Genomic DNA, 22,531 nt, shown 5'->3' on the forward strand with positions numbered 1-22,531 from the left:
TCATTATGAATACCACTTTGGCGACTGGCCACCCACCCAGTGACGGCTTCATGGCGTGGCGGGCCTATGCGGGGGCTCGACCTGATTTGGCGATCGGGGCCCTTATCCACCGTTCTGCCCCTCATCTTGGGCCAGCCGAAGTAGCCGCTTATGATGCCCCCTTCCCCAACGCCGACTATAAGGCGGGTGTGAGAGCATTTCCTAAGCGCGTGATGACCGACCCTGGCATGGAAGGGGTGGATGTTTCACTGGCCGCACGAACTTTTTGGGCTGAAGCTTGGCAAGGACAAAGCTTTATGGCCTGGGGTGCCGCAGACCCTGTCTTTGGCCTCGACATCATGCGGGACATGCAGCAATTAATTCGCGGTTGTCCTGAACCGATGATTATTCCCGACGGTGGGCATTTTGTTCAAGAATGGGGTGAGGAAATCGCCGAAGCCGCTCTCAAGAGTTTTGGCGAAGGGCTCGGCCACGCGCTTTAAGGATGCGATACGACCAGTCGTAATTGGCACGTGATGAAAGCTTGGCGACGAAAATGGCCGTAACGTGCATCCCATGTTCCAGCCTTCAAGTCCGCCGCAAGCTCTGCAACAAAGCGATGTTCGACACCCTCGCCAAGGAAGTTCCAAGCGCTTTGTGACCGTCGAACCGCTTCGTCCAGAAACGCCTCTGGCCGGCCGTATAGTGCAACCTGAAAACGGTCGGTACAGTCCAAGGCAACCGGCAGTGCCATGACCTCACAGCGCCCACCAAGACCTGCCTCAATTCGATTGAGTTTCGGATAGCGCTTTTGTTCGACAATCCTCATTTCGGGCACATAGTCGAACATCCAGAAGTCAGTTGGCGCGTCGGGATCAAAACTCATGACGAGGCATGGGCCTCGGGTAACCCGACGCATTTCGCCCAGGCCTCTTTCGAGGTCAGGCCAGTGATGCACCGTCAGCATGGCCATACTGGCATCAAAGCTAGCGTCATCAAATGGGATGTTTTCGGCAGTTGCAATAAGCGCCGGGGCTAAATGCTTAGGGCGTTGACTGCGCATGGTGGCCGAAGGCTCAATCGCAACAACATGCCGGTCGAGCGGCTCATACGAGCCTGTGCCTGCGCCCAAATTGAGGACATTGCGGGCTTGCCCGAGGGCTTGATGGACCACTGCCTCAATCCGCCGATCAGGCTGTCGGATCAGGCTGTAGGATTGGGCTTGGCGATCGTAATCGGCAATGGTGTTGCGCATTGCGTTTTCAAAGCCGAGATGGAGAGACTTTTCAAGCGCTGCCACAAAGAAAAAGACCGGCCACCTGAGGCAGCCGGTCTTTCAATTTGAGTTTCGCCCAATCTCTACTCGTCCAAGCGACGCTTGAAGGTTTCTGGCAAGAAGAACAGGCCAACAACGGCTGTTAAACCTGCAATCAAGACTGGGTACCAGAGGCCATAGTAAATGTCCCCAGTTGCCGCGACCATGGCAAAGGCCGTGGTAGGTAAGAAGCCCCCGAACCAGCCATTGCCGATATGATAGGGCAAGGACATAGAGGTATAACGGATCCGGCTTGGGAAAATCTCTACCAAGAGGGCAGCGATCGGCCCGTAAACGGCTGTCACCAACAAAACCAGATAGACCAGGATGGCGATTACCAATGGCTTGTTCATGGCTGCCGGATCAGCCTTTGAAGGATAGCCCGCCTTGGCCAGAGCAGCCTTCACATTGTCCTGATAGGCCGTGATTGCCGCCTTCTTGTCAGCGCCCGTCACATCCGCTGGATCTGGCGCCGTGAAGGTCTCATTGCCAATCTTGATCGCGGCGATGGTGCCAGCAGGTGCATCGACCTTGGAATAGCTAACACCGCTCTTTGCCAAGAAGGATTTGGCGATATCGCAGCTTTTGGTGTCGAACTTATTCTTACCGACGGGGTCAAATTGAACCGAGCAATCGGCGTCATTGACCACAACCGTAACCGGAGCACTGGCTTGAGCTTGGGCTAAAGCGGGATTAGCGGCTTTGGTCAGCGCGTGGAAGGTTGGGAAATAGGTCAGAGCAGCCAAGGCACACCCAACCAAAACGATAGGCTTACGACCAATCTTATCCGATAACCAACCGAAGAACACAAAGCCTGGTGTACCGATCATCAAGGCGATGGCAATCAGGACGTTGGTGCTAGCCCCATCCACTTTCAGCATCTTCTCTAAGAAGAAGAGAGCGTAGAATTGGCCCGTGTACCAAACCACAGCCTGACCGGCGACGGCACCGAACAGAACGATTACCACCCACTTCAAATTACCCCATTTGGCAAAAGCTTCGGTCAAGGGGGCCTTAGAAGTTTTTCCCTCGTCCTTCATTTTTTGATACACAGGGCTCTCGTTGAGCTGCATGCGGATCCACATAGATACGGCCAGCAAAATCATCGAGACGAGGAAAGGCACGCGCCAGCCCCAGGCCTTGAAGACTTCCTCGCCAAGCAAGGTGCGGGTCCCAATCACGATCAACAGGGCGGCAAATAAGCCCAGAGTCGCCGTGGTTTGAATCCAGCTTGTATAAAGGCCGCGCTTGCCCTCAGGTGCATGTTCGGCGACATAGGTGGCAGCACCACCATATTCACCCCCCATCGCCAGACCCTGTAACAGGCGAAGACCAATCAGAATGATCGGGGCGGCAACGCCAATCGTGGCGTAAGAAGGCAAAAGCCCAACAGAAAAGGTTGCAAGCCCCATCAGGCCCATCGTGACCAGGAACGTGTTCTTCCGGCCTACCATGTCGCCAATGCGACCAAACACGAGGGCACCAAATGGCCGGACGGCAAAGCCGGCGGCAAAAGCGCCCAGCGCAAAGATAAAGCCTGTTGTCTCATTCACGCCCGAAAAGAACTGGGCTGAGATATAGGTAGCCAGCAGGCCGTAGAGATAAAAGTCATACCACTCGAACACCGTGCCGAGTGAGGATGCCGCGATTACCAGCTTTTCATTCTGCCCCTTGGCCGATTTGGCCACTTGGCCTCCGGCAGCTATGGGCATGGGTTTTACTATAGCCATGTCTCTCTCCCTCCATTTTTCCGCTTAGAAACTATATTTTGCCAAGAACTCGAGCCGATCGAGTGAACCATCCGCACCACTCACGACTTCACGCACGCCGTGGCGATACTCTGCTCCCAAATCCACGCCCTTGATGGGGGAGTAGAAAAGATTGGCCGAGACACTCCACGCTTGCTTGTTGAAATTGGCCAAGCTGGCCAAAGCCAGACCGCTGTCATAATCAACTGTCTGGATACTACCGGTCAGGGTGGAGCGTAGTTTGGGGGTCCAATTGACCTTAATGGCTGAATAGCCGCCCAGAATATCGACGTTTTTGAGTTGCCCTGTTGCGGGCACGAAAACGGCATCAGGTGCAAAGTTCAGGCCGACATAGCGACCAATGCCGCTGCCATAAGTTGCCATGAACTTCCATTCATAGCGCTTGGCGGCATCTAAGGTCATTTTGCCGGTTACGCTGAGGCCATAACCCGATGACACATCGCCAATGGCCCCATTATCGACCGACAAACGCCGTGCGATCCCAGCCACTGAAACCTCGCCTGTTGCAAAGCTATGGTTCAATCGAACGATGAAATCCGGCACGGAATCATCGTCATTCTCAATCAACGTCGGCGAGCCCAGGTTGGCGCTTGCAGTTTCGGGATTCTCGACCGCCAGATGCAAGGTCGTGGTTTTGCTCAAAGGATAAGAGTAACGAACCAGGGCTTGGCGGGCGAAGACAATGCCTTCGGTCGGACCAATGTAATCGGTGGACTCTGGCAATGTCGCGACATTCTGGAAAGTTGTCCAATCCTCGCCAAAGGTGAAGCGATCATATTGGACATAGGCACGGCGCAAGGCGAAGTTATAGCCATTTGTTGTGCGTTCATTGCCTTGTGTGCCAGGCGACGTCTGGAAATCACCTTCAACATAGCCCTTCAAAACATGGCCATTGACTGCTGTTTCCGTGGTTAACCAGAGACGGGTCTGTTTGGCGTTAAAGTCATTGTCGAGACTTTCGCGTTGCCCTGCGATCGGGGTTGATTGGGGCAGATAAAAGTCACGTCCTAAATTGCCCGTTGCCACATCGCCATCATTCCAACGCGTGAAGTCAACGGTTGTCTTCAAGAATCCGCCAAGCTTCACGGTCGTCGCGCCAACTTTGAAACCGTCTGCGGGGGCAGAGATTGGTGCAGGATTTGCTGGTGGCGCTGGGGCGCGGCGGATTGCTTCCACAGACGTCGTCAGCTCTGCTGTTCGCGCTTGGGCAAGGGCTGCCTCAGCCCGCAATTTTTGATTTTCTGCCTTGGTTGCTGCAAGGTCAGACTGCACGGCCCCAAACAACTGCTCTAGGGCTGCGATGCGCGCCTCAAGCTCTTGCTCTTTCGGGGTATCGGCATGCGCGCCGGTCGCGGCTAAGGCGAAGCAGGCAATCCCAGACAATAATTGGTGACGCCGTTTGATCTGTAACATAGTCGTTCCCTCGGTCGATATTCTGACAGGCCGAGACGATTGCACTGCTGGCCCTTGGGACTAACCTCTCAGGTCATGGCCCGGGGCGATAGCTAGACTTTAGTCGTAGTCCCGATAGACTTTGGTCTAGGGTGCGGTTGGCGCTAAAAGACTCTAAAAACAAACGAAACATCGCCCAGGCAGTTGGGTTGACGAGGGAGACGATCATGGCAGCTCTTTATCCAGTTCCAGCCGAATGGGCTGAAAAAGCACGCATTACCGAGCAAGGTTATCGTGAGGCCTATGCCGCATCGATCGATAATCCTGATGCGTTCTGGACCAAGGAAGCCCAACGCGTCACCTGGATGAAGCCCTTTACCAAAGTCAAAAATACAAGTTTCAATGAAGCAGATTTCGGCATCAAATGGTTTGAAGATGGGGTGCTGAACGTCTCTGAAAATTGCCTCGACCGGCATCTGGCCGAACGTGGAGATCAGGTCGCCATTATCTGGGAAGGTGATGAACCAACTCAATCACGCAAGATCACCTATCGCGACCTGCATCGTGGCGTGTGCCGACTGGCCAATGCGATGAAAAATCTCGGGGTCAAAAAAGGGGATCGGATTACGCTTTATTTGCCCATGATCCCTGAAGCGGCCATGGCCATGTTGGCTTGCACTCGGCTTGGGGCCATCCATACCATTGTCTTTGGCGGTTTCTCGCCCGAAGCTTTGGCAGGACGGATCCAAGATTGTGATTCCAGCATTGTCATTACCGCCGACGCTGGCATGCGGGGCGGCAAGACCGTGCCACTTAAAGCCAATGTCGATGCAGCCCTTACGCACTGTACATCCGTCCAACATGTGCTGGTCATTCAACACGTGGGCAATGACATCACCATGCAAGAGGGCCGCGACCATTGGTATCATGAGGCCATTGCCGCTGTTTCAGACGACTGCCCCCCAGAGCCCATGAGCGCTGAGGATCCCCTATTTATCCTGTACACATCGGGAAGCACGGGCAAACCCAAGGGCGTCTTGCATACAACGGGCGGCTATCTGGTTTGGGTCTCGATGACTTTTTCCTATATTTTCAACTATCAGGATGGTGAAGTCTTCTGGTGTGCTGCCGATATAGGCTGGGTCACGGGCCATTCTTATGTCGTCTATGGCCCGTTGGCGAACGGCGCGACAACCCTGATGTTTGAAGGTGTTCCCAATTATCCAGATTTCAGCCGTTTTTGGAACATTGTCGACAAATATGAAGTCAATATCTTCTATGGTGCGCCAACGGCCCTGCGCTCGCTGATGCGTGAGGGCAATAGCTATGTCACCGCCACATCGCGCAAGTCCTTGCGCCTCTTGGGCAGTGTCGGCGAGCCGATCAATCCAGAAGCCTGGGAATGGTATTATCATGTCGTCGGCGAAGGCCGATGCCCCATCGTCGACACCTGGTGGCAAACTGAAACGGGCGGCGCAATGATTTCGCCATTACCCGGCGCGATTGCCCTAAAGCCCGGTTCTGCCACATTGCCAATGTTTGGCGTGAAAACAGTCTTGCTCGACAGCGAGGGCAAGATTCTTGAAGGCGCAACAGAAGGCAATTTGTGCATCACCGACAGCTGGCCTGGCCAAATGCGCACGGTTTGGGGTGATCATGAGCGCTTTTTCCAGACCTATTTCTCTGCCTATCCCGGTTATTATTTCACAGGCGACGGCTGCCGTCGGGACGAAGACGGCTATCATTGGATCACAGGTCGGGTTGATGATGTCATCAATGTGTCGGGTCATCGCATGGGCACGGCAGAAGTTGAAAGTGCACTCGTGGCCCACGCCAGTGTCGCCGAAGCCGCCGTTGTTGGCTTCCCGCACGACATTAAGGGCCAAGGCATCTATGCCTATGTGACCTTGAACTCTGACGCGACAGAGAGCGATGAGGTCCGCAAAGCGTTGATCCAATGGGTTCGCAAAGAGATCGGCCCCATTGCAACACCCGATGTCATCCATTTCGCGCCAGGATTACCCAAGACCCGAAGCGGCAAAATCATGCGGCGGATCTTGCGCAAGATTGCAGAAGGCGATGTGTCGAGCTTGGGCGATACTTCAACTTTGGCGGACCCTTCGGTTGTTGATGCGCTGATCGCCTCGCGGTAGCGGTCATGACACGCACCATTCTGATCGCTGATGACCATCCTCTGCTCCGCCAAGCGCTTGCGATGGCGGCAGGCAATGTCGCCAAGGATGCACGGCTAGTTGAGAGTGCAACCTTGGCTTCGGCTTTGTTGGAGGCCCAAGCCGCCGACGATTTGGCCCTCATTCTTCTGGATTTGAAAATGCCAGGGGCAGAGGGCTTTTCGGGGGTTGCGCTGCTCCATGCCGAGAAGCCAGACGTACCTATCCTTGTCGTGTCCAGCGAAGCCGCTGCAGGAACGGCGCAAAACGCGCTGCGATTTGGCGCGGTTGGCTTCATTGGCAAGGATTCCGATCTGTCGTTGATCGAGGCGGCAATTGCCGATGCTCTCTCTGGAAAGCGCCTCGCCGCCCCGGTTGATCCGATCTTAGACCCAGTCGCCGCCCAGATCGCCAGCTTAACCCCGACGCAGCTAAAGGTGATGTTGGGCGTGATGCAGGGCCGGCTCAACAAGCAAATCGCTTTTGACCTTGGTCTCAGCGAAGCGACCATCAAGGCGCATATGACCTCGATCCTGAAGAAGCTAGACGTGCAGAACCGAACCCAGGCGGTTTTGGCTGCCAAAGCCCTCGGACTGTCTCCCGTCTGACACTGGCGAGGTTTGCGCCAGCCAATGATCGAGCGCGGCCGGATCAATCGGTTTACGAAACACCTCAACCTGCATCGATTGAGCGCGTTCCATAAAGTCTTGTGGTGCAGCTGCAGTCGTCATTGCAAAGCGGGCAGATGGGTGATGCCCGCGCAGCGTTTCGATCACATCTAGCCCCGAATAGTCGCCGCCCAGATCATAATCTACCAGAGCGCAATCAAAAGGCAGTCTAACCTGCATGGCCGATTTTGCATCACCGAGGCAATGATAGGTAAACTGGCGACTATCCAGAAAAGCGCGCATGGCTTCCTGATTGGCAAGATCATCTTCTACCACCAAAATTCTTAATCCCTTTGGCGGAGCCGATGCCATAGACCTTGCGGGCAAATTGGGCGCGGTCTGGCTCGGCAAGGTTTGAGGTAGAGCATCAAGCGCAACGCTAAAGCGACTCCCTTGACCCACATTAGACGCGAGCGAGATCTGCGCGTCCAAGACCCGCGCGGTCCGCTCAACAATGGCCAAGCCCAAACCTATGCCGCCGCCATGGGCATGGGGCAATCGCTCAAACTCGCGAAAAATCCGCCCGTGATCGGCAGGATCAATGCCCGGCCCTGTATCTATTACGTCGATACGTATCACCTCGCCACGCGCTCGGATCGCGACAACGATACCACCAGACTGGGTGTAGCGAATGGCATTGGACAAGAAGTTCTGCAGAATGGAGCGCAGAAGATTGGGATCAGTTGCGACTTGACGATCGCGTCCGAAAAGCCGCAGTTGAAGCCCCTTCTCTTGCGCCAAAGGCATCATCGTATCAACTAAATCGCGCAAAAGCGGCTTTAATTGGATATGTTCAATCGAAGCAACAACCCCACCAGCATCCAATTTGGAGATATCCAATAGCGAGCGCAAAAGTGTATCGGCTGATTGAATCGATAAATCTAATTTGCGGAGCAAGTCTTGATCACCATCGCCGATCTGTCTGGCTAAAGCGGAGGAAAACAGACGTGCCGCGTGAATAGGTTGCAACAAATCATGACTGGCTGCGGCAAGGAAGCGGGTCTTTTCAGCATCCGCCGTTGCCAAGGCTTGATTGGCCTCGCGCAAGTCTTGCGTGCGTTCTTCCACCCGTGCCTCGAGCTCGGCACGCGCCCGTCTAAGTCCAGCCAAGGCTTCGGCCTCTGCGGTGATGTCGGTAAAGCACATAACATAGCCACCGCTAGGCATCGGCCCACCAACGGTTTTGATTACGCGGCCATCTGGGCGAACGCGCTCAAAACTATGGGCTTGGCCACGCCGCATATGCGTTAGACGGCGCTCGACATGGCTTTCGATTTCTCCAGGTCCACATTCGCCTCGCTCCGCATTGAAGCGAATGAGGCTCGCGACGGGGGCACCAACATAAACCATCCCATCTGGATAATTGAACAAGTCTAGATATCGGCTATTCCATGCAACAATATTGAGGTCGCGATCAACCACGCTCACGCCAGGGTCAATATGCTCCAGCGTCGCGGCCAGAAGATCTTTCGAGAAGCGCAGGCTTTGACCCGTCTCATCTAGAAGTCGTGATACTTCATCGGCAGATAAGCGCGCACCAAAAAGCCGTGAGCCGATCAAAGCCCGTGCGGAAGGCAACCCAACGACGCCAGCGATGAGCCGCTCTGCTTTGCGGGCACTTGCTTGGCTGACCACAGCATGATCTTTGAGGTTTCCAAATGCCTCCTGTGCGACATTCGGGCCAACAAAACGCGCGACCAAAGCCTTCAAGTCTTCCATTCGCGCCGATTGCAGAGAGGAGTCAGGCGTCGGCGAACGCAACAGGCTTGGGAGGGCGCTGGTTTGCACACGACGCGCGGTCACAAGCAAATAGACAGCAAGGTTGAGTCCTAAGCTCCACACCGCGCCATGGCTGATCGGGCTCAAATTGCCGATGCCAAACAAATGATAGGGATTGAATGGGCTGGTCGCCAGGTGTGCAAGCACCTGAGGACCCAGAAGTTGCGGCAAGGCCAAGGTATAAAACCAAACAATCAGGCCAGCGATTAAGCTATAGCGAGCGGCAACGGCATCTCTATTGCCCCGATAAACCGCCAAAATCAGGACAGGTACAAATTGCGCCATGGCCGCAAAGGCCACCAAACCAATCGAGGCCAGTTTTTGATTGTCTGGAATGGCAAGCGCCCACAAGAGCGCAAATACCATGATGGCGGCAATGGCAGCGCGGCGGACCAACAGCATCAGCTTACCAAAATTGCGCGGCCCATCCTGTCCTGCGCGCCTCAATAGGGCGGGCGCAACTAAGTCATTCGAGACCATGGTGGAAAGGGCAATAGTTTCTACCAGCACCATGGCGGTTGCAGCAGAAAATCCACCTAAAAAGACAATCATTGCAAGTAGATGCGCGCCTTCACTCATAGGCAATTGCAACACATAGAGATCGGGGCGCGCCGCGCTGGGTAAAAGCGCAATCCCCGCACTTGCAAGAGGAATAACGACAATCAGTGTCGCCACCATATAGGCGACAAAGGGCCAACGGGCTTGTTCCACATCACGACTGGATTGGGCCGCAATCACCATGAAATAGAATTGGCGCGGCAGGGCAATGATTGCTGCCATCGACAAGAGGGTAATGATCCAGAAATCTGCGTTGATGGCGCGCGGGCTAAAGGTTGTTGCTAAGGTGTCTTGTGTCCGGGCCAGCAAATCGGGCGGCGTCTTCACCAGCAAGAAACAAGCGAAACCGGCCACCGCGAGAAGCGCCGCAAGCTTAAAAAACGACTCAAAGCCTGCGGCAAACAAAACCGCATCATTGCGGGCGGCTGCCTCGTAACGACGGGTTCCATAAAGCATGGCCCAGCCTGCCAATAGACCCGCAGCAGAAATCAGGATCCAAGGCGTATTCTGCGCACCCGATACCAGGGCATAGGTGCTGCTTAATGATTTGAGTTGCAGGGCGATATAGGGGATTGCTCCCAATAGGGCCAAAAGCGTAACAAGGGCTGCAACACTGCGACTGGATCCAAATCGGCCGCCAATGAATTCAGAGATTGAATTTGCGCCATCGGCTTTAACCGCCTCAACCATGCGCACTAAAAATTTGCGGCCAAAAACAAAAACAAGGATAGGTCCAAGATAAATAGGGATATAGGCCCAGCCATCTGCAACTGCACTGCCGACTGCGCCATAAAAGGTCCAACTCGTGCAATAAACACCTAAAGCAAGCACATAAGTCGGCCGACGCAATTGCGCCTTCAAGCCCTGCCCACCCCGCCCTTCAGCCCAAGACGCACAGGCAAATAGAAGCGCTGCATAGCTCAGGATGATGATTAGCGGCAGTGAGCCTTCCATGATCCCCCCAGGGTCGACAGTCCTTTTGGACTTTGTCTTTGCTTAATCGCGACGCTATCCGGTCGCCTTTTGAACAGTTTCTCCGGTTATGGCTTGATAGCAATGGTAGGTTGCATGTCCGAGCCAAGGAAAGACAATCAGAAGACCGACAAACCCTGTCGCCAATGACAAGGCAACCAGCATCGCGATGTTAAAGGCAAACGAAGCCATAGCACCCTTATTACGGGAGACAGCAATCACCGAAACAAGCATGGCCGTCATGGCGTCAACGGGTCGGTTGGCCGCAAGCGGTATCGAGACAACCGAGACCACATAGCCAATGGTGGCTAAGGCTGCGCCTACCACTGTGCCAATGCTTACCATCATCAGACCTTCTGGCGTTTGCAACGCAAAATCCAAGAAATCCATATTCCGAGCAGGCTCTCCCGCGCTGCTCGCAAAGGCAAACAGGAAACTGGCAAGTCGTGCCCAAACCATCAAAATCAGCATTAGGACGAAGGCGATAATGGCGACTTGGCCAGGCGAGACGATACGCGGACGCAAAATCGCCTGTAAGGTAATGGGCTCACCTAAAGCGCGAAGCCGCGAGATTTCGTAACAGCCAATCGCCAGAATAGGACCAACCAAGGCAAAGCCGCCGCAAACGGCAGGCAGAAACCCGAGCATATTGGCCTGCCACAAAACCAGCGCCATCCCCCATGCCACCGCGACCGGCACCATGCCGATCAGCATGCCATAGCGCCAGGTGGCTTTGAAATCGACCCAACCATTCGCCAGCCAAAGCCAATGTGCGTCAGGCATTAAGCGCACGACTTCGACCCGCTCATTCTCCCCCAACGTGATCTCAAACTCGCTCATGCGTGCCTCCGGCATTGGGGTTTAGGGTAAGGGATAATCATCATTATTGAGGATGCGCATGGCTGCACCCTTTGGATCATCATATTGCCTATTCTTGAGGTTCCACAAAAACGCCAGAAGGCCTACAAGGCCCATAAACAAGGCAATTGGAATCAAAAACATCATTCCATCCATAGCCTTATACCTCCCTGTTACGATTTGATGCGAGGCGTAGCGCATTAAGCGTGACGATAATGGACGACGACGACATGGCAATCGCCGCGATAAAGGGCGTTACCAGCCCGAACATGGCAATGGGCGCTGCAACGAAATTGTAAAGAGCCGCAAACCAGAAGTTCTCCATAACGCGCTTTTTGGCTGCGCGCGCCACATCTATCGCCTCAAGTACGGTGCCGAGTTGCTCGCCTTGGAAGACCAGATCGGCCGCCGATTGGCTGGCATCGGCGGCAGTGCCCGGTGCCATAGAGACAAAGGCTTTGGCTAGTGCGGGGGCATCATTAAGGCCGTCACCTACCATCAAAACCCGGTGGCCACGCGCTTTTAGATCATCGAGATAGGCAGCCTTCTCAAACGGGGTCAATTCACCCAAATAGGTTTCAATGGAGGCAGCCTCCGCCACCCGAGCAACAGCACCCTGACGATCGCCCGATAGGATGATGGGTTGGAATCCGCGTACCTTCAGGGATTGAATGGTGTGAAGCGTATCCGACCGTACGGTATCATCGAAACAGAAGCGCACGGGCTCTTGCCCCTGCACACCAAAATAAAGCTCCGTTTCTTCCGATTGGGCGTGCTCAACGCCAACCCACGATGCACGCCCTAACCGGGCCCTCAGACCGCCAAGTTGGGCTTCTACGCCACAGCCGGGAACTTCGCGCGCTGCTTCAATGGCAGGGCCGGGTCCTGCCGCGCGTGCGACTGCGCGGGCTAATGGATGGCGTGACGCACGTGCCAACAAGGCAGCTTGGGCAAGGACCTCGTCAGAGACGCCATCCTGTGCGCGAAGCTGGGGTTGCCCCAGTGTCAGAACACCTGTTTTGTCAAAAGCAATAAAGTCGATCTCTGCCAGTCGTTCCAAGGCATCGCCCGATTTCAACAAGATGCCGCGCTTAAACAAGCGACCTGACGCCACGACTTGCACAGCTGGGACCGCGAGGCCAAGCGCGCAGGGACACGTAATGATCAGAACCGCACAGGCGTTCAAAATCGCCACTCGCGGCTCTGCCCCGAGTAAGAGCCATGTCACAGCGGTCAAGAAAGCGGCAGCGTGAACAACTGGCACATAGAGCTTGGCGGCCTTATCAGCCCAGCGCACATAAACGCTTTTACTCTGCTCACCCATGTCAACCAAGCGGGCAATCTCGGCCAGAAAACTGTCGTCGCTACGAGCACTTGCCTGCAAAACCAAGCGCCCGGATAGATTCAAGGCCCCTGCCCTGACTGCTTGGCCTTGGCCGAGCGCTACAGGGGCGGTCTCCCCGGTCAGAAGTGAAAAGTCGGCTTCTGAAACCCCTTCCAGAATGCTGCCATCAACAGGGATACGGTCACCTGGCATAATGACGAGACGATCCCCGGGCTTGATTTCGCTAACAGCGACACTGATGGCAGTGCCATCCGCGGACAAACGCGAAGCCGTGACAGCCTGTAGCGCCAAGAGGTCGCGTGCCGCTTGGCGCGCCTTTTGGCGCAACGCATGATCCAGATAACGGCCAATCAACAAGAAAAAGAGCAACATGGCAACGGCATCAAAATAGGCATGCTCGCCACCGCGCACGGTCTCCACAACCGACAAACTTGAGGCCAATAAAACGCCTAAGGAGATAGGCACGTCCATATTGGCGCGCCCTTTTTTCAGGGCATTCCACGCACTCTTAAAGAAAGGCATGCCGGAATAGGCGGCAGTAGGCAGCGCGATACAGGCCGAGATCCAATGAAACATCGTCCGCGTGCCCTCTTCCATCTCTCCATTGAAATGGGCCGACCAGATCGGCACAGAGAACATCATGATATTCATCGCGGCAAATGCGGCCACCGCCATGCAGATAAGAAGGTGACGCCCCTCCTGATCAATGACCGCTTGGGCTTTGCTGGGATCGAACGGTTGAGCTTGATATCCCAGATCAATCACCCGCTGAACAATGGTACGAGGATCAATCCGATCATCTTGCCACGTAACGCTGAGGCGGCCAGTCGTAAGATTGAGGCGCGCGTGAGAAACGCCCGTAAGAGCCATCACACCGGATTCAATCTTGGCCAAGCATCCAGCACAGCGCGCACCACGGACCAAGAGTTCAAGCGATAAACCAGAGGCACGATCTTGTTGCACAAATGCGCGTGGGTCTGCGGCGGCCACAGAAGATGCCGGTGGCTCTAGCCCAGAAGGACAACCCAAAACGGGTTCTGTGGTGGGGTTTAACGTAGTGATAGCGTTGTCTCCGTTGAGAATTGAGGCGCGCCCTCAAGCTGAGCGGATGCACTAAACTTCCAGCGACCTGGCCGAATTTGATGGATCACAGCCCGATAAATGCCCGGCGCTGTCTCTGTGAAACTCAGAGATTGGTCTTCATTGGCATCAGTCGTGCGCCCGATCATCCCCTGAAGACGTGCGCCGCGTAACGGCTGATTGTTGCGGTCTGTCAGGCGCGCCTCTAGCACTGCACCACCGCCAGTGGGCCGTTCTAATCCCAAGGTCATGGTCCAACCCAACTCAGCTTGGCGCGCATTAGCAGCCAAAGTCTCATTGAATTTCAAGCCATTGATATAGGCATGGTCGGTTTCGCCAGAAAAAGTCTTCAGCGCCAATACGACGAAGAGACTATTGACGGCCAACATCACGCCAAACAGGCCAGCAAACATGGCCAAGACATGCCAACCTGTTAAGCGAAAGGCCTTAGATGGCGCAGCAAGATCAGTCATTATCTTCTCTCTCTTCAGATTGGTCCCCACGAATGAAGACAGATTTGGTTTTGGCCAATTCACCATCCTTCAGTGATTGCACTTCAACCATCACAGGCACGGAACGATGCTCAAGTCGTTCGGGGTCTGCCACGACAAACAGGCGGACTTGGGCGACGCGATCAGGCCCTGCAGTCAAGACAATGCTGTTGTCGACAACTTGCATCTCATTGGCTTGCAACTGCCCACCTTCCACACCGTTGATGCGGATGCGCACATCCCGACTATGATCCGCTTTATTCAGGACTTTGACCGTATAGGCATTGCGCACCTGCCCGGTGGAGAGCGGCACAAACAAAGGGGCCCGGTCGCGCTGCACATTGACGTCTAATGTCTTGCGCAGGATCAAGCTGCCCAGCATCAGACCACCAATGCCAACAAACAAGGCCGCGTAGAATAAAGTGCGCCCACGAATGAAGCGATAGCCAGACTTTTGACCGGCTTGGCGACGTTCAATGTTTTGAATGGTGTCGTAGGCGATCAGGCCTTTAGGCCGATCAATCTTGATCATGATTTCGTCGCAAGCATCTATACACAAGGCACAATTGATGCACTCAATCTGCAGGCCATCGCGAATATCAATGCCAGCTGGGCACGCCGCGACACACTGCCGGCAATCAATACAATCACCGCGGCCTTCCCAGGGATCGTTTTTCTTATGGGGTCCCCGTGGGTCACCGCGATCATAGCGATAGGTCACCGACAGAGCCTCTTGATCCAGCATTGCCGCCTGAATTCGAGGCCACGGACACATATAGGTACAAACCTGCTCGCGCAGAGTTCCAGCGAAAACATAGGTAGTCGCCGTCAATAGACCCGCAAACACATAGGCCGTCATCGGCGCTTGTAAGGTGAAAAAGCCCGCAAAAAGGGTTGGCGCGTCGTGGAAATAAGCAACAAACCAGCCACCAGTTGCCAGGGAGATCATCAACCAAACCGCATGCTTACCGACTTTACGCCAAGCTTTATTGAAGTCCCAAGGCTGCTTGTCGAGACGGATACGTTGGTTCCGGTCGCCTTCGAACCAATGTTCAACTGCGATAAAAAGGTCCGTCCAAACCGTTTGCGGGCATGCATAGCCACACCACACCCGACCAAAAAGGGCGGAAGCGAGAAACAAGCCAATCGCGCCTAAAATCAAAAGCCCAGTGACATAATAAAGTTCTTGCGGCCAAATCTCGATCGGCCCCATGTAAAAGCGACGCCCTGTAAAGTCGATCAAAAGAAATTGGTCAGGTGCTGACCCTGGCCGGTCCCAACGCAGGAAAGGCACCAGATAATAGAGGCCCAATAAGAGGCTAAGGATCAGCCACTTTGTGCGACGCCAAAATCCATGCACCGCCTTAGGGTAAATCTGCTGACGCTTTTCATAGAGCTCGCGTTGTTGGGCATTATTCACCGCCACAGCATCTGAGCGGGCTATCCCATGCGCGGCCTCACCGCTCGCAAAAGCGGCAGGGCCGGGCCGGTCTAGAGTATCTATGACTTTCATGAGACCTCAGGGGTCGCTGGCTGGTTCAAGTACCGCCACCGAGTGAATGGACGTAAATGGCCAAAGCATCGAGAGTCGCTGGATCAAGCCGTTGCGACATGGTGGGCATCACCCCCCCGCGACCAAGATTGATCTGCGTGGTGATATCCTGAGCCGACCCGCCATAGAGCCACTCCTTATCAGTCAGATTAGGAGCCCCTTGCGTCGGGTCTCCTTTGCCTTCAGCTCCGTGGCAAGCCACGCAATTGGCCGCAAACACACTTGCCCCCCGAGCAGCCGCCTTTGCATCGGCTGGTTGGCGCGAAAGCGTCAATACATATTGGGTAACATCAGCAATCTGTTGCGGTTCCAACAATTTATCGCGCCCAAACGCTGGCATTTGACTAAAGCGGGTCTCGGGGTGATCGGTTCGAATCCCGGTTTGTAAAGTCGAGCGAATGCCCTGGATCGACCCATCCCACAGCCAAACGTCATCCACGAGGCTTGGGAAGCCTTTAGCACCCTGCCCACCTGCGCCATGACAGGTTGAGCAATTCTGGGCAAAGGCAACGCGACCCGATTCTTGTGCAAACTGGAACAGCTCTTTGTTTTTGCTCACCATCTCAATGGGGGTAGCCTGAAGCTGTGCAAACATGGGCGCGCGTGAATTAACCAGTTTTGCAACTTCCTGATCCACCTGCTGGCGGTCTGACAAACCCAACAAACCCTTCGTATGGCCCGATAAGGTTGGCCAAGCGGGCATTGCCACCCAATAGACCACGGCCCAGGCAATACAGGCATAGAAGGTTAATACCCACCAGCGCGGCAGCGGATTGTTCAACTCCGTAATGCCATCCCAAGAATGGCCCGTTGTTTCGACACCTGTGATGTCGTCCTTTGGTATATTATCGGACATGGTCAATATCCTCATTCTCAAGTGGCATACGGGCAGCTTTGTCGAATTTGGCGCGATTGCTTGGCCAAAAGACGTACAGGCAGACAGCAGCGAAGATGGCCATGAAGTAAATCATGCCTGAAGTTTGGGCGAAGGCGGACAATTGTTCGTAAGACATGGACGCCTCCCTAGCGCAGGTTTTCAGCCTTGGTGGGCTCATAGGATTTAAAGTCGACCATCGTGCCAAGGACTTGGAGATATGCCACTAGGGCATCCATCTCTGTCACTTTTGATGGATCCCCGTCGAAGTCGCGAACCGTGACTTTGCCGCCATAGCGTGCTTGCAAGCCTTCGCTATCGGCATTGGGGTCGGCTTGGGCCATCAGGTCGTCTTTCGCATTGTCGATAGCAGCCTGGGTGTAGGGCACACCAACTCGCGTTTGGGCGACAAGATGTTTGTCGACGACATCCTTGATGCCAATCTCTCGGCCTTCGAGGAAGGCATAGGGTGGCATGATCGATTCAGGCACAACCGAGCGAGGGTTGATCAAATGCTGCACGTGCCAAGCATCGGAATATCGCCCACCGACCCGAGCAAGATCTGGCCCTGTTCGTTTTGAACCCCATTGGAATGGGTGGTCATACATGCTCTCGGCCGCAAGACTATAGTGACCATAGCGCTCGATCTCGTCCCGCAAAGGGCGGATCATCTGACTGTGGCAGGTGTAACAGCCTTCGCGGATATAGACCCCACGTCCAGCCAGTTCGAGCGGTGTATAGGGACGGACACCTTCGACTTTTTCAATTGTTTGTTCGATCCGGAACAGCGGGGCGATCTGGACGATCCCCCCAATCGAAACCACCAACAAAATCCCAATCAAAAGGATCATGGAGTTGCGTTCGATAATGCCGTGATTTTTGAAAAGCATGATCGTTGCTCCTACTCTGCAGGGACAAGGTTGGGGTTGGCGAAGGAGAGCGGCTCTTTTTTGGCCACGGCGCCTTTAATGGTCTGCCACAAATTATAGGCCATGATGCAGGTACCGATGAGATAGAGGAGCCCACCGATTGCCCGAACAATATAGGGCAGATGCATGGCCTTAACGGTCTCCACGAAGGAATAGGTCAAGAAGCCAAATTCATTATAGGAGCGCCACATCAGCCCTTGCTGGATCCCCGACACCCACATGGAAGAGATGTAAAACAAGATCCCAATGGTAGATAGCCAGAAGTGCATCTCAACCAGTTTCAAGGAATAAAGCCGCTCGCGTTTCCAGAGCCAGGGTGTAAGGGCATAAAGCGCGCCAAACGATACCATGCCGACCCAACCAAGTGCGCCTGAATGAACGTGGCCAATCGTCCAGTCGGTGTAATGAGACAGGGAGTTCACAGCCCGAACCGACATGACAGGGCCCTCGAATGTGCTCATCCCGTAGAAAGCCAGCGAGGCGACAAACATCCGCAGCACAGGGTCGGTGCGCAGCTTATCCCACGCGCCAGACAAGGTCATAAGGCCGTTGATCATGCCGCCCCAACTGGGCATCCACAAAATGATTGAGAAGGTCATTCCCAAGGTTTGGGCCCATTGGGGGAGTGCCGTGTAGTGCAAATGGTGTGGGCCAGCCCAGATATAGATGAAGATCAAGGCCCAGAAGTGCACAATCGACAATTGATAGGAGTAAACTGGCCGATTTACTTGCTTTGGAATGAAGTAATACATGATGGCCAGGAAGCCTGCCGTCAGAAAGAAGCCCACCGCATTATGGCCATACCACCATTGAGTCAGGGCGTTCTGCACCCCGCCAAACAAGGGGTAAGAAGAGGTGGCAAAGGCTGAGGTTGGCACCGCCAAATTGTTCACCACATGCAGCATGGCAATGGTGACGATAAAGGCTAAGTAAAACCAATTGGCGACATAAATATGGGGCTCTTTGCGCTTCCACAGCGTGCCCAGGAAGACCAAAAGATAGGCCACCCAAACAACCGTTAGCCACAAGTCCACGTGCCATGTAGGCTCAGCATATTCTTGGCCTGATGTGACGCCCAACAAATAGCCCGTTGCCGCCAGCACGATGAAAAGCTGATAGCCCCAAAACACGAACCAAGGCAGCATGCCGCCAAACAATCTGGCCCGACATGTGCGTTGAACCACATAGAAGCTTGTCGCCAACAGCACATTGCCACCAAAGGCGAAGATGACCGCCGATGTATGCAAAGGCCGCAAACGACCAAAGTTCAAAAACCCAAAGTCCTTGAAGTAGAGCAACTCTGGGAACGCCAGCTGCGAGGCGATCACCACCCCAACCAGCATCCCGACAATTCCCCAAAAGGTTGATGCAATCACGCCAAAGCGGACCACTCCGTCACTATAGATTGCCTGATCGTTTTTCAGCGCCGTACCCTGGGCGGTAAAAACCAAGCCCAATACGGCGAGTATGGCTGCGCCAAGGAAAATCCAGCCGTGCACAACCATGCCGAGATCATCGGCATGCGACGTGGCGAAAACCGCCCAAAGCGCAACTAAAAAAGCGACGCCGCCCGTAAAAATAATATCGAAGCGAGGCATCGCTTTCGATTTCAGTTGAGTTGGTTCCATCGTCAGACAGGCCCCCAGAAGCCAGCACGGTTTATCCGCACTACGGTCACAGATTCGTGATACGCCCTATTTCCACATAAATAAAAGGGTTATTTTGTCGCAGGGTCTGCGCGTCAATTTTGCTGGAATTGGTGCGACTTTTCAGGCATGGTGGCATTCTCACAAACGCGTGAAGAGGCTTTTTGTTCCATGCACACGCTTCAAGAAATCAGTGATCCGGCAATCAAAAAGCCAAATATTTCAATAAGCAACCAGCTGCTCGCTGTTTCGCTTATAGGTGTTGGCAGCCTGTTGATTGGGTTAGGTCCCTATTTGTCAGGAACGTCTCACCAACTTGTTGGTTGGTGTCATCATGCCGCAGGCCTCAGCGCGCAGGGCCTATTCCAAGAGCTCGTTTGGATGGCGAGCCAGCACTGCGCGTATTGTTATCTGGGTGCCGCGATGGTGGGGCTTGGCATTGCAACAGGTCTGCAGCGAGCGCGTTGAGACGACGATCTGGCTATGGGTTAGATTGGTGCCTTTAGATCAAATCCCAAGGCAGAATCATCACCACTGCTGCCGCTCGATGCACCCTCTGGAGACAGAATTTCCGCGATGGACTTCATGCCTAATAGGGATTGAATGAGATCAAGACCCGCTTCTTCCTGTCTTTGATCCCCAGCTCCATAGAGTTGGGCAAGCATGGTCGGGTTCAAAACCGCCAAGGATTTCTCGTCGCCATCAGCGACCTGCCCTAACAAGCGCATGAAGTCATTTGGCTGACCATTGAACGACTCATTGCCCATCAAACTTGCCATCAAACGGCTCGCCATGGCCCGATCAATCGATCCTGCCGCATAGGATTTGGGGCCAAACAAATGGGCAGGCTCATCCCCCAATTCATGACGACTGACTGCTGGGGCTTGGCGATTTGCTGTTGCCCGCAAATTCTCAAGCACTTCTGCAACTGTGCGCTCGGCCCCACTGCTTTTGTAGAAGATTGGCCGGTTGGCCGCTGCCGCGCTGGGAAATAGGTCGGCGGCACTTGCCCAAGGTCGATCGCGAACGGCATTTACCAATTCAGCCGCGCCCCCAGCGCCCAGAAAATGGGCTGCATAAAGATCACCTGGTTCAGGCTCTTGGCCCGTGCGGGCACGCAAATAATCAGCATTATCGCCGGCAAACTCGGCCGCCATCAGCGCTGAGATTTTTGGATCATAGCGCAAATCCAGAATTGCGCGCCTGAGACCGGGGTCCGAGACACTGGGCCGTCCATTACTGCCTAATTCGATCATGGCAGCTTCGGCACCTAAACCATGTTTAGCCCCATGCCGCTTGACCGTTGTAAGCCAAGTTGCGTCGAGGAATTGAAACAGGCCGGTAGCACTCGAGGTTTTTGCTTCAGCTTTAGGATTGAGTGAGCTTTCACGCACAGCAGTTGAGAGCAAGAACTGAAAGTCCATACCCGTTGTCCGCGACGCATGGGCAATCGCTTGGCGCACAGGTGAGCCACCAATGGCTTCGGGTGTCACTTGCTTGTCTCCTACAGCCTTTGAGCCGCGCTTCGGTCGGCCAGTTCCACAGGGCAAGATCAGCCAAACATGGTTAAGACTCTCTTAGCATGCTTATAAGACACAGAAATCAATAGGATTTTGGTAGCCCCAAAACCTTTTCTGCCACGAAGTTTAGAATCATTTCACGCGAAACTGGGGCGATGCGTGCAATCATTGATTCGCGGAACATACGCTCAACCTGATATTCCTTGGCATAGCCCATGCCACCATGAGCCAGAACGGCGGCCTCACAGGCATGATAACCCGCCTCGGCACCCAGATATTTGGCAGCATTGGCTTCTGCACCGCACTCAAGGCCTGCATCAAACAAGGCTGCCGCCTTCATGGCCAAAAGCTCTGCGGCCTCCAACTCACACCAAGACTTGGCAAGGGGATGGGCAACACCTTGGTTCATGCCGATGGGGCGGCCAAACACGACCCGTTCCTTGGCATATTGGGCGGCACGAGCAAGCGCAGCACGCCCTAAGCCAATGGCTTCAACGGCGAACAGCACGCGTTCTGGATTGAGACCGGAGAGGATATATTTAAAGCCCTTGCCCTCTTCGCCAATCAGCGCGTCATGTGGGACCTTTAAATCCTCAATAAACAGCATGTTACATTCAACGGCTTTGCGGCCCATTTTGGGGATGGGCTTGGCATCAATCGCTGTGCGGTCAAAATCACAGTAAAACAGGCTGAGGCCGTCGGTTGGACGCGCGGCTTCTTCGCGCGGCGTGGTGCGCGCTAGGATCAGGATCTTATCTGCGCGTTGAGCCGACGTCGTCCAAATCTTGCGGCCCGTAATCGTATAGCCTTCATTGGTACGCACGGCCCGCGTGGTAATGGCGGCCGTCTCTAAGCCGGCATTTGGTTCTGTTACGGCAAAACACATCTTGTGTTCGCCGGTGATTAGTTTGGGCAAATAGGCTTGTTTTTGTGCTTCGGTCCCAAATTTCTCGATTGGTTTTGGGCCAAAAATATTCAGATGGATGGCCGAAGCCCCAGAAAAGCCAGCCCCAGATTGCGCCACCGTCTTCATCACAATGGCGGCCTCAACCAAGCCGAGCCCCGCCCCGCCATAGGCTTCTGGGAACGCACACCCTAGCCAGCCACCATCTGCCATATCGGCAACGAAAGGCTCCGGAAAACGGCCCGATTCATCTGTTTCAGACCAAAATGCATCATCATACTTGGCGCAAATCCGGCCGACGGCTTCTTCAATTGCACGGTGCTCTTCATTCATTTCAAAGCCGCTCATACTCTTCATCCCCCGTGCATTTGTCCGGACATTTACGTCGCGCCTTTTAACTGGAAAAGCGCATGGGTGCCAAGAGGCTCATCAAGTCCTCATCCAGTCTTCTGCCAGATATAAGCTGGCTTATATAGCTGCCAATAGCGGGGGCCAGCAGCCAGCCATTGCGATAAGTTCCCGTAGCCAGATAGACGCCCGCTTGGCTGGTGGCACCGACTAGGGGCCTATGGTCGGGGGTGGCAGGACGAAGGCCTGCCCAAGCCTCGACGACAGGTGCTCTTGCGACCGAGGGCAACAGCGCCTTGGCTTCTGCCAAGAGAGCCACAATAGGGTCGACATCGATAGTGGTTTCAGCTGGTGCCAGCGGGTCCGAGGTTGCCCCGATCA

The 22,531-nt window shown here is 54.5% G+C and carries 19 protein-coding genes and 1 pseudogene; 4 read left to right on the forward strand and 16 right to left on the reverse strand.

Going from position 1 to position 22,531, the window contains the following annotated elements; all coding sequences use genetic code 11:
• A pseudogene (locus IOB61_RS00495) lies at positions 1–482 on the forward strand (hypothetical protein); the annotation flags it as partial.
• Here the strand turns inward: IOB61_RS00495 and IOB61_RS00500 are convergent.
• The 3 genes from IOB61_RS00500 to IOB61_RS00510 form a co-directional block, all read right to left on the reverse strand.
• The gene (locus IOB61_RS00500) at positions 479–1,234 is read right to left on the reverse strand and encodes a class I SAM-dependent methyltransferase (protein WP_290810564.1); all 756 of its coding nucleotides are present in this window, start codon (positions 1,232–1,234) and stop codon (positions 479–481) included. The pseudogene IOB61_RS00495 and the gene IOB61_RS00500 overlap by 4 nt on opposite strands.
• Before the next feature lie 104 nt (positions 1,235–1,338).
• Entirely contained in the window at positions 1,339–3,006 is a 1,668-nt protein-coding gene (locus tag IOB61_RS00505; RefSeq protein WP_290810620.1) for an MFS transporter, read from the reverse strand.
• A gap of 42 nt (positions 3,007–3,048) precedes the next feature.
• The gene (locus IOB61_RS00510) at positions 3,049–4,476 is read right to left on the reverse strand and encodes a DcaP family trimeric outer membrane transporter (protein WP_290810567.1); all 1,428 of its coding nucleotides are present in this window, start codon (positions 4,474–4,476) and stop codon (positions 3,049–3,051) included.
• A 206-nt stretch (positions 4,477–4,682) separates the two neighbouring features.
• On the opposite strand from IOB61_RS00510, the gene acs reads away from it, so the two are divergent.
• Together acs and IOB61_RS00520 are read left to right on the forward strand one after the other, a co-directional pair.
• Positions 4,683–6,608, forward strand: a complete 1,926-nt coding sequence (gene acs / locus IOB61_RS00515) for an acetate--CoA ligase (protein WP_290810570.1) — start codon at positions 4,683–4,685, stop codon at positions 6,606–6,608.
• Positions 6,609–6,613: 5 nt separating this feature from the next.
• Positions 6,614–7,234 carry a response regulator transcription factor gene (locus tag IOB61_RS00520; protein ID WP_290810573.1) on the forward strand — a complete coding sequence of 207 codons (621 nt, stop codon included), beginning with the start codon at positions 6,614–6,616 and terminating at the stop codon, positions 7,232–7,234.
• Here the strand turns inward: IOB61_RS00520 and IOB61_RS00525 are convergent.
• Genes IOB61_RS00525 through ccoN form a run of 10 tightly spaced genes read right to left on the reverse strand, consistent with a single transcriptional unit; the run spans position 7,169 to position 19,330 of the window.
• Positions 7,169–10,585: a PAS-domain containing protein gene (locus IOB61_RS00525; RefSeq protein WP_290810576.1), complete on the reverse strand. Its 3,417-nt coding sequence runs from the start codon at positions 10,583–10,585 to the stop codon at positions 7,169–7,171. The genes IOB61_RS00520 and IOB61_RS00525 overlap by 66 nt on opposite strands.
• 54 nt (positions 10,586–10,639) lie before the next feature.
• Positions 10,640–11,443: a DUF2189 domain-containing protein gene (locus IOB61_RS00530; protein ID WP_290810579.1), complete on the reverse strand. Its 804-nt coding sequence runs from the start codon at positions 11,441–11,443 to the stop codon at positions 10,640–10,642.
• 21 nt (positions 11,444–11,464) lie between these two features.
• Positions 11,465–11,605 (reverse strand): cbb3-type cytochrome oxidase assembly protein CcoS, encoded by a 141-nt coding sequence (ccoS, locus tag IOB61_RS00535; protein ID WP_290810582.1) that lies wholly within the window; start codon positions 11,603–11,605, stop codon positions 11,465–11,467.
• A 16-nt stretch (positions 11,606–11,621) separates the two neighbouring features.
• Complete coding sequence (locus IOB61_RS00540) at positions 11,622–13,796, reverse strand: heavy metal translocating P-type ATPase (protein ID WP_290810585.1); 2,175 nt, start codon at positions 13,794–13,796, stop codon at positions 11,622–11,624.
• A 59-nt stretch (positions 13,797–13,855) separates the two neighbouring features.
• Positions 13,856–14,359, reverse strand: a complete 504-nt coding sequence (locus IOB61_RS00545) for a FixH family protein (protein ID WP_290810595.1) — start codon at positions 14,357–14,359, stop codon at positions 13,856–13,858.
• Positions 14,352–15,890 (reverse strand): cytochrome c oxidase accessory protein CcoG, encoded by a 1,539-nt coding sequence (gene ccoG, locus IOB61_RS00550; RefSeq protein WP_290810598.1) that lies wholly within the window; start codon positions 15,888–15,890, stop codon positions 14,352–14,354. The genes IOB61_RS00545 and ccoG overlap by 8 nt, the downstream gene beginning before the upstream one ends.
• Positions 15,891–15,915: 25 nt before the next feature.
• Entirely contained in the window at positions 15,916–16,785 is an 870-nt protein-coding gene (gene ccoP, locus IOB61_RS00555; RefSeq protein ID WP_290810602.1) for a cytochrome-c oxidase, cbb3-type subunit III, read from the reverse strand.
• On the reverse strand, positions 16,775–16,942 hold the full coding sequence (locus IOB61_RS00560) for a cbb3-type cytochrome c oxidase subunit 3 (protein ID WP_290810605.1): 168 nt from the start codon (positions 16,940–16,942) through the stop codon (positions 16,775–16,777). The genes ccoP and IOB61_RS00560 overlap by 11 nt, the downstream gene beginning before the upstream one ends.
• Before the next feature lie 10 nt (positions 16,943–16,952).
• Positions 16,953–17,693, reverse strand: coding sequence for a cytochrome-c oxidase, cbb3-type subunit II (gene ccoO, locus IOB61_RS00565; protein WP_367272776.1), 741 nt, complete (start codon positions 17,691–17,693; stop codon positions 16,953–16,955).
• 11 nt (positions 17,694–17,704) lie between these two features.
• Positions 17,705–19,330, reverse strand: a complete 1,626-nt coding sequence (gene ccoN / locus IOB61_RS00570) for a cytochrome-c oxidase, cbb3-type subunit I (RefSeq protein WP_367272777.1) — start codon at positions 19,328–19,330, stop codon at positions 17,705–17,707.
• Positions 19,331–19,507: 177 nt separating this feature from the next.
• Between ccoN and IOB61_RS00575 the strand changes: the two genes are divergently transcribed.
• Positions 19,508–19,846 carry a hypothetical protein gene (locus IOB61_RS00575; RefSeq protein WP_290810608.1) on the forward strand — a complete coding sequence of 113 codons (339 nt, stop codon included), beginning with the start codon at positions 19,508–19,510 and terminating at the stop codon, positions 19,844–19,846.
• Positions 19,847–19,866: 20 nt separating this feature from the next.
• Here IOB61_RS00575 and IOB61_RS00580 read toward each other — a convergent pair whose 3' ends face one another.
• The 3 genes from IOB61_RS00580 to IOB61_RS00590 all read right to left on the reverse strand — a co-directional run.
• Positions 19,867–20,871 (reverse strand): lytic transglycosylase domain-containing protein, encoded by a 1,005-nt coding sequence (locus IOB61_RS00580; protein WP_290810611.1) that lies wholly within the window; start codon positions 20,869–20,871, stop codon positions 19,867–19,869.
• 109 nt (positions 20,872–20,980) lie between these two features.
• Positions 20,981–22,150 carry an acyl-CoA dehydrogenase family protein gene (locus tag IOB61_RS00585; RefSeq protein ID WP_290810614.1) on the reverse strand — a complete coding sequence of 390 codons (1,170 nt, stop codon included), beginning with the start codon at positions 22,148–22,150 and terminating at the stop codon, positions 20,981–20,983.
• A gap of 46 nt (positions 22,151–22,196) precedes the next feature.
• The coding region (locus IOB61_RS00590) for an FAD-dependent oxidoreductase (protein ID WP_290810617.1) at positions 22,197–22,531 on the reverse strand (335 nt) is incomplete at its 5' end.

This window comes from Aquidulcibacter sp. (assembly GCF_020253525.1).
Taxonomy (GTDB): domain Bacteria; phylum Pseudomonadota; class Alphaproteobacteria; order Caulobacterales; family Aquidulcibacteraceae; genus Aquidulcibacter.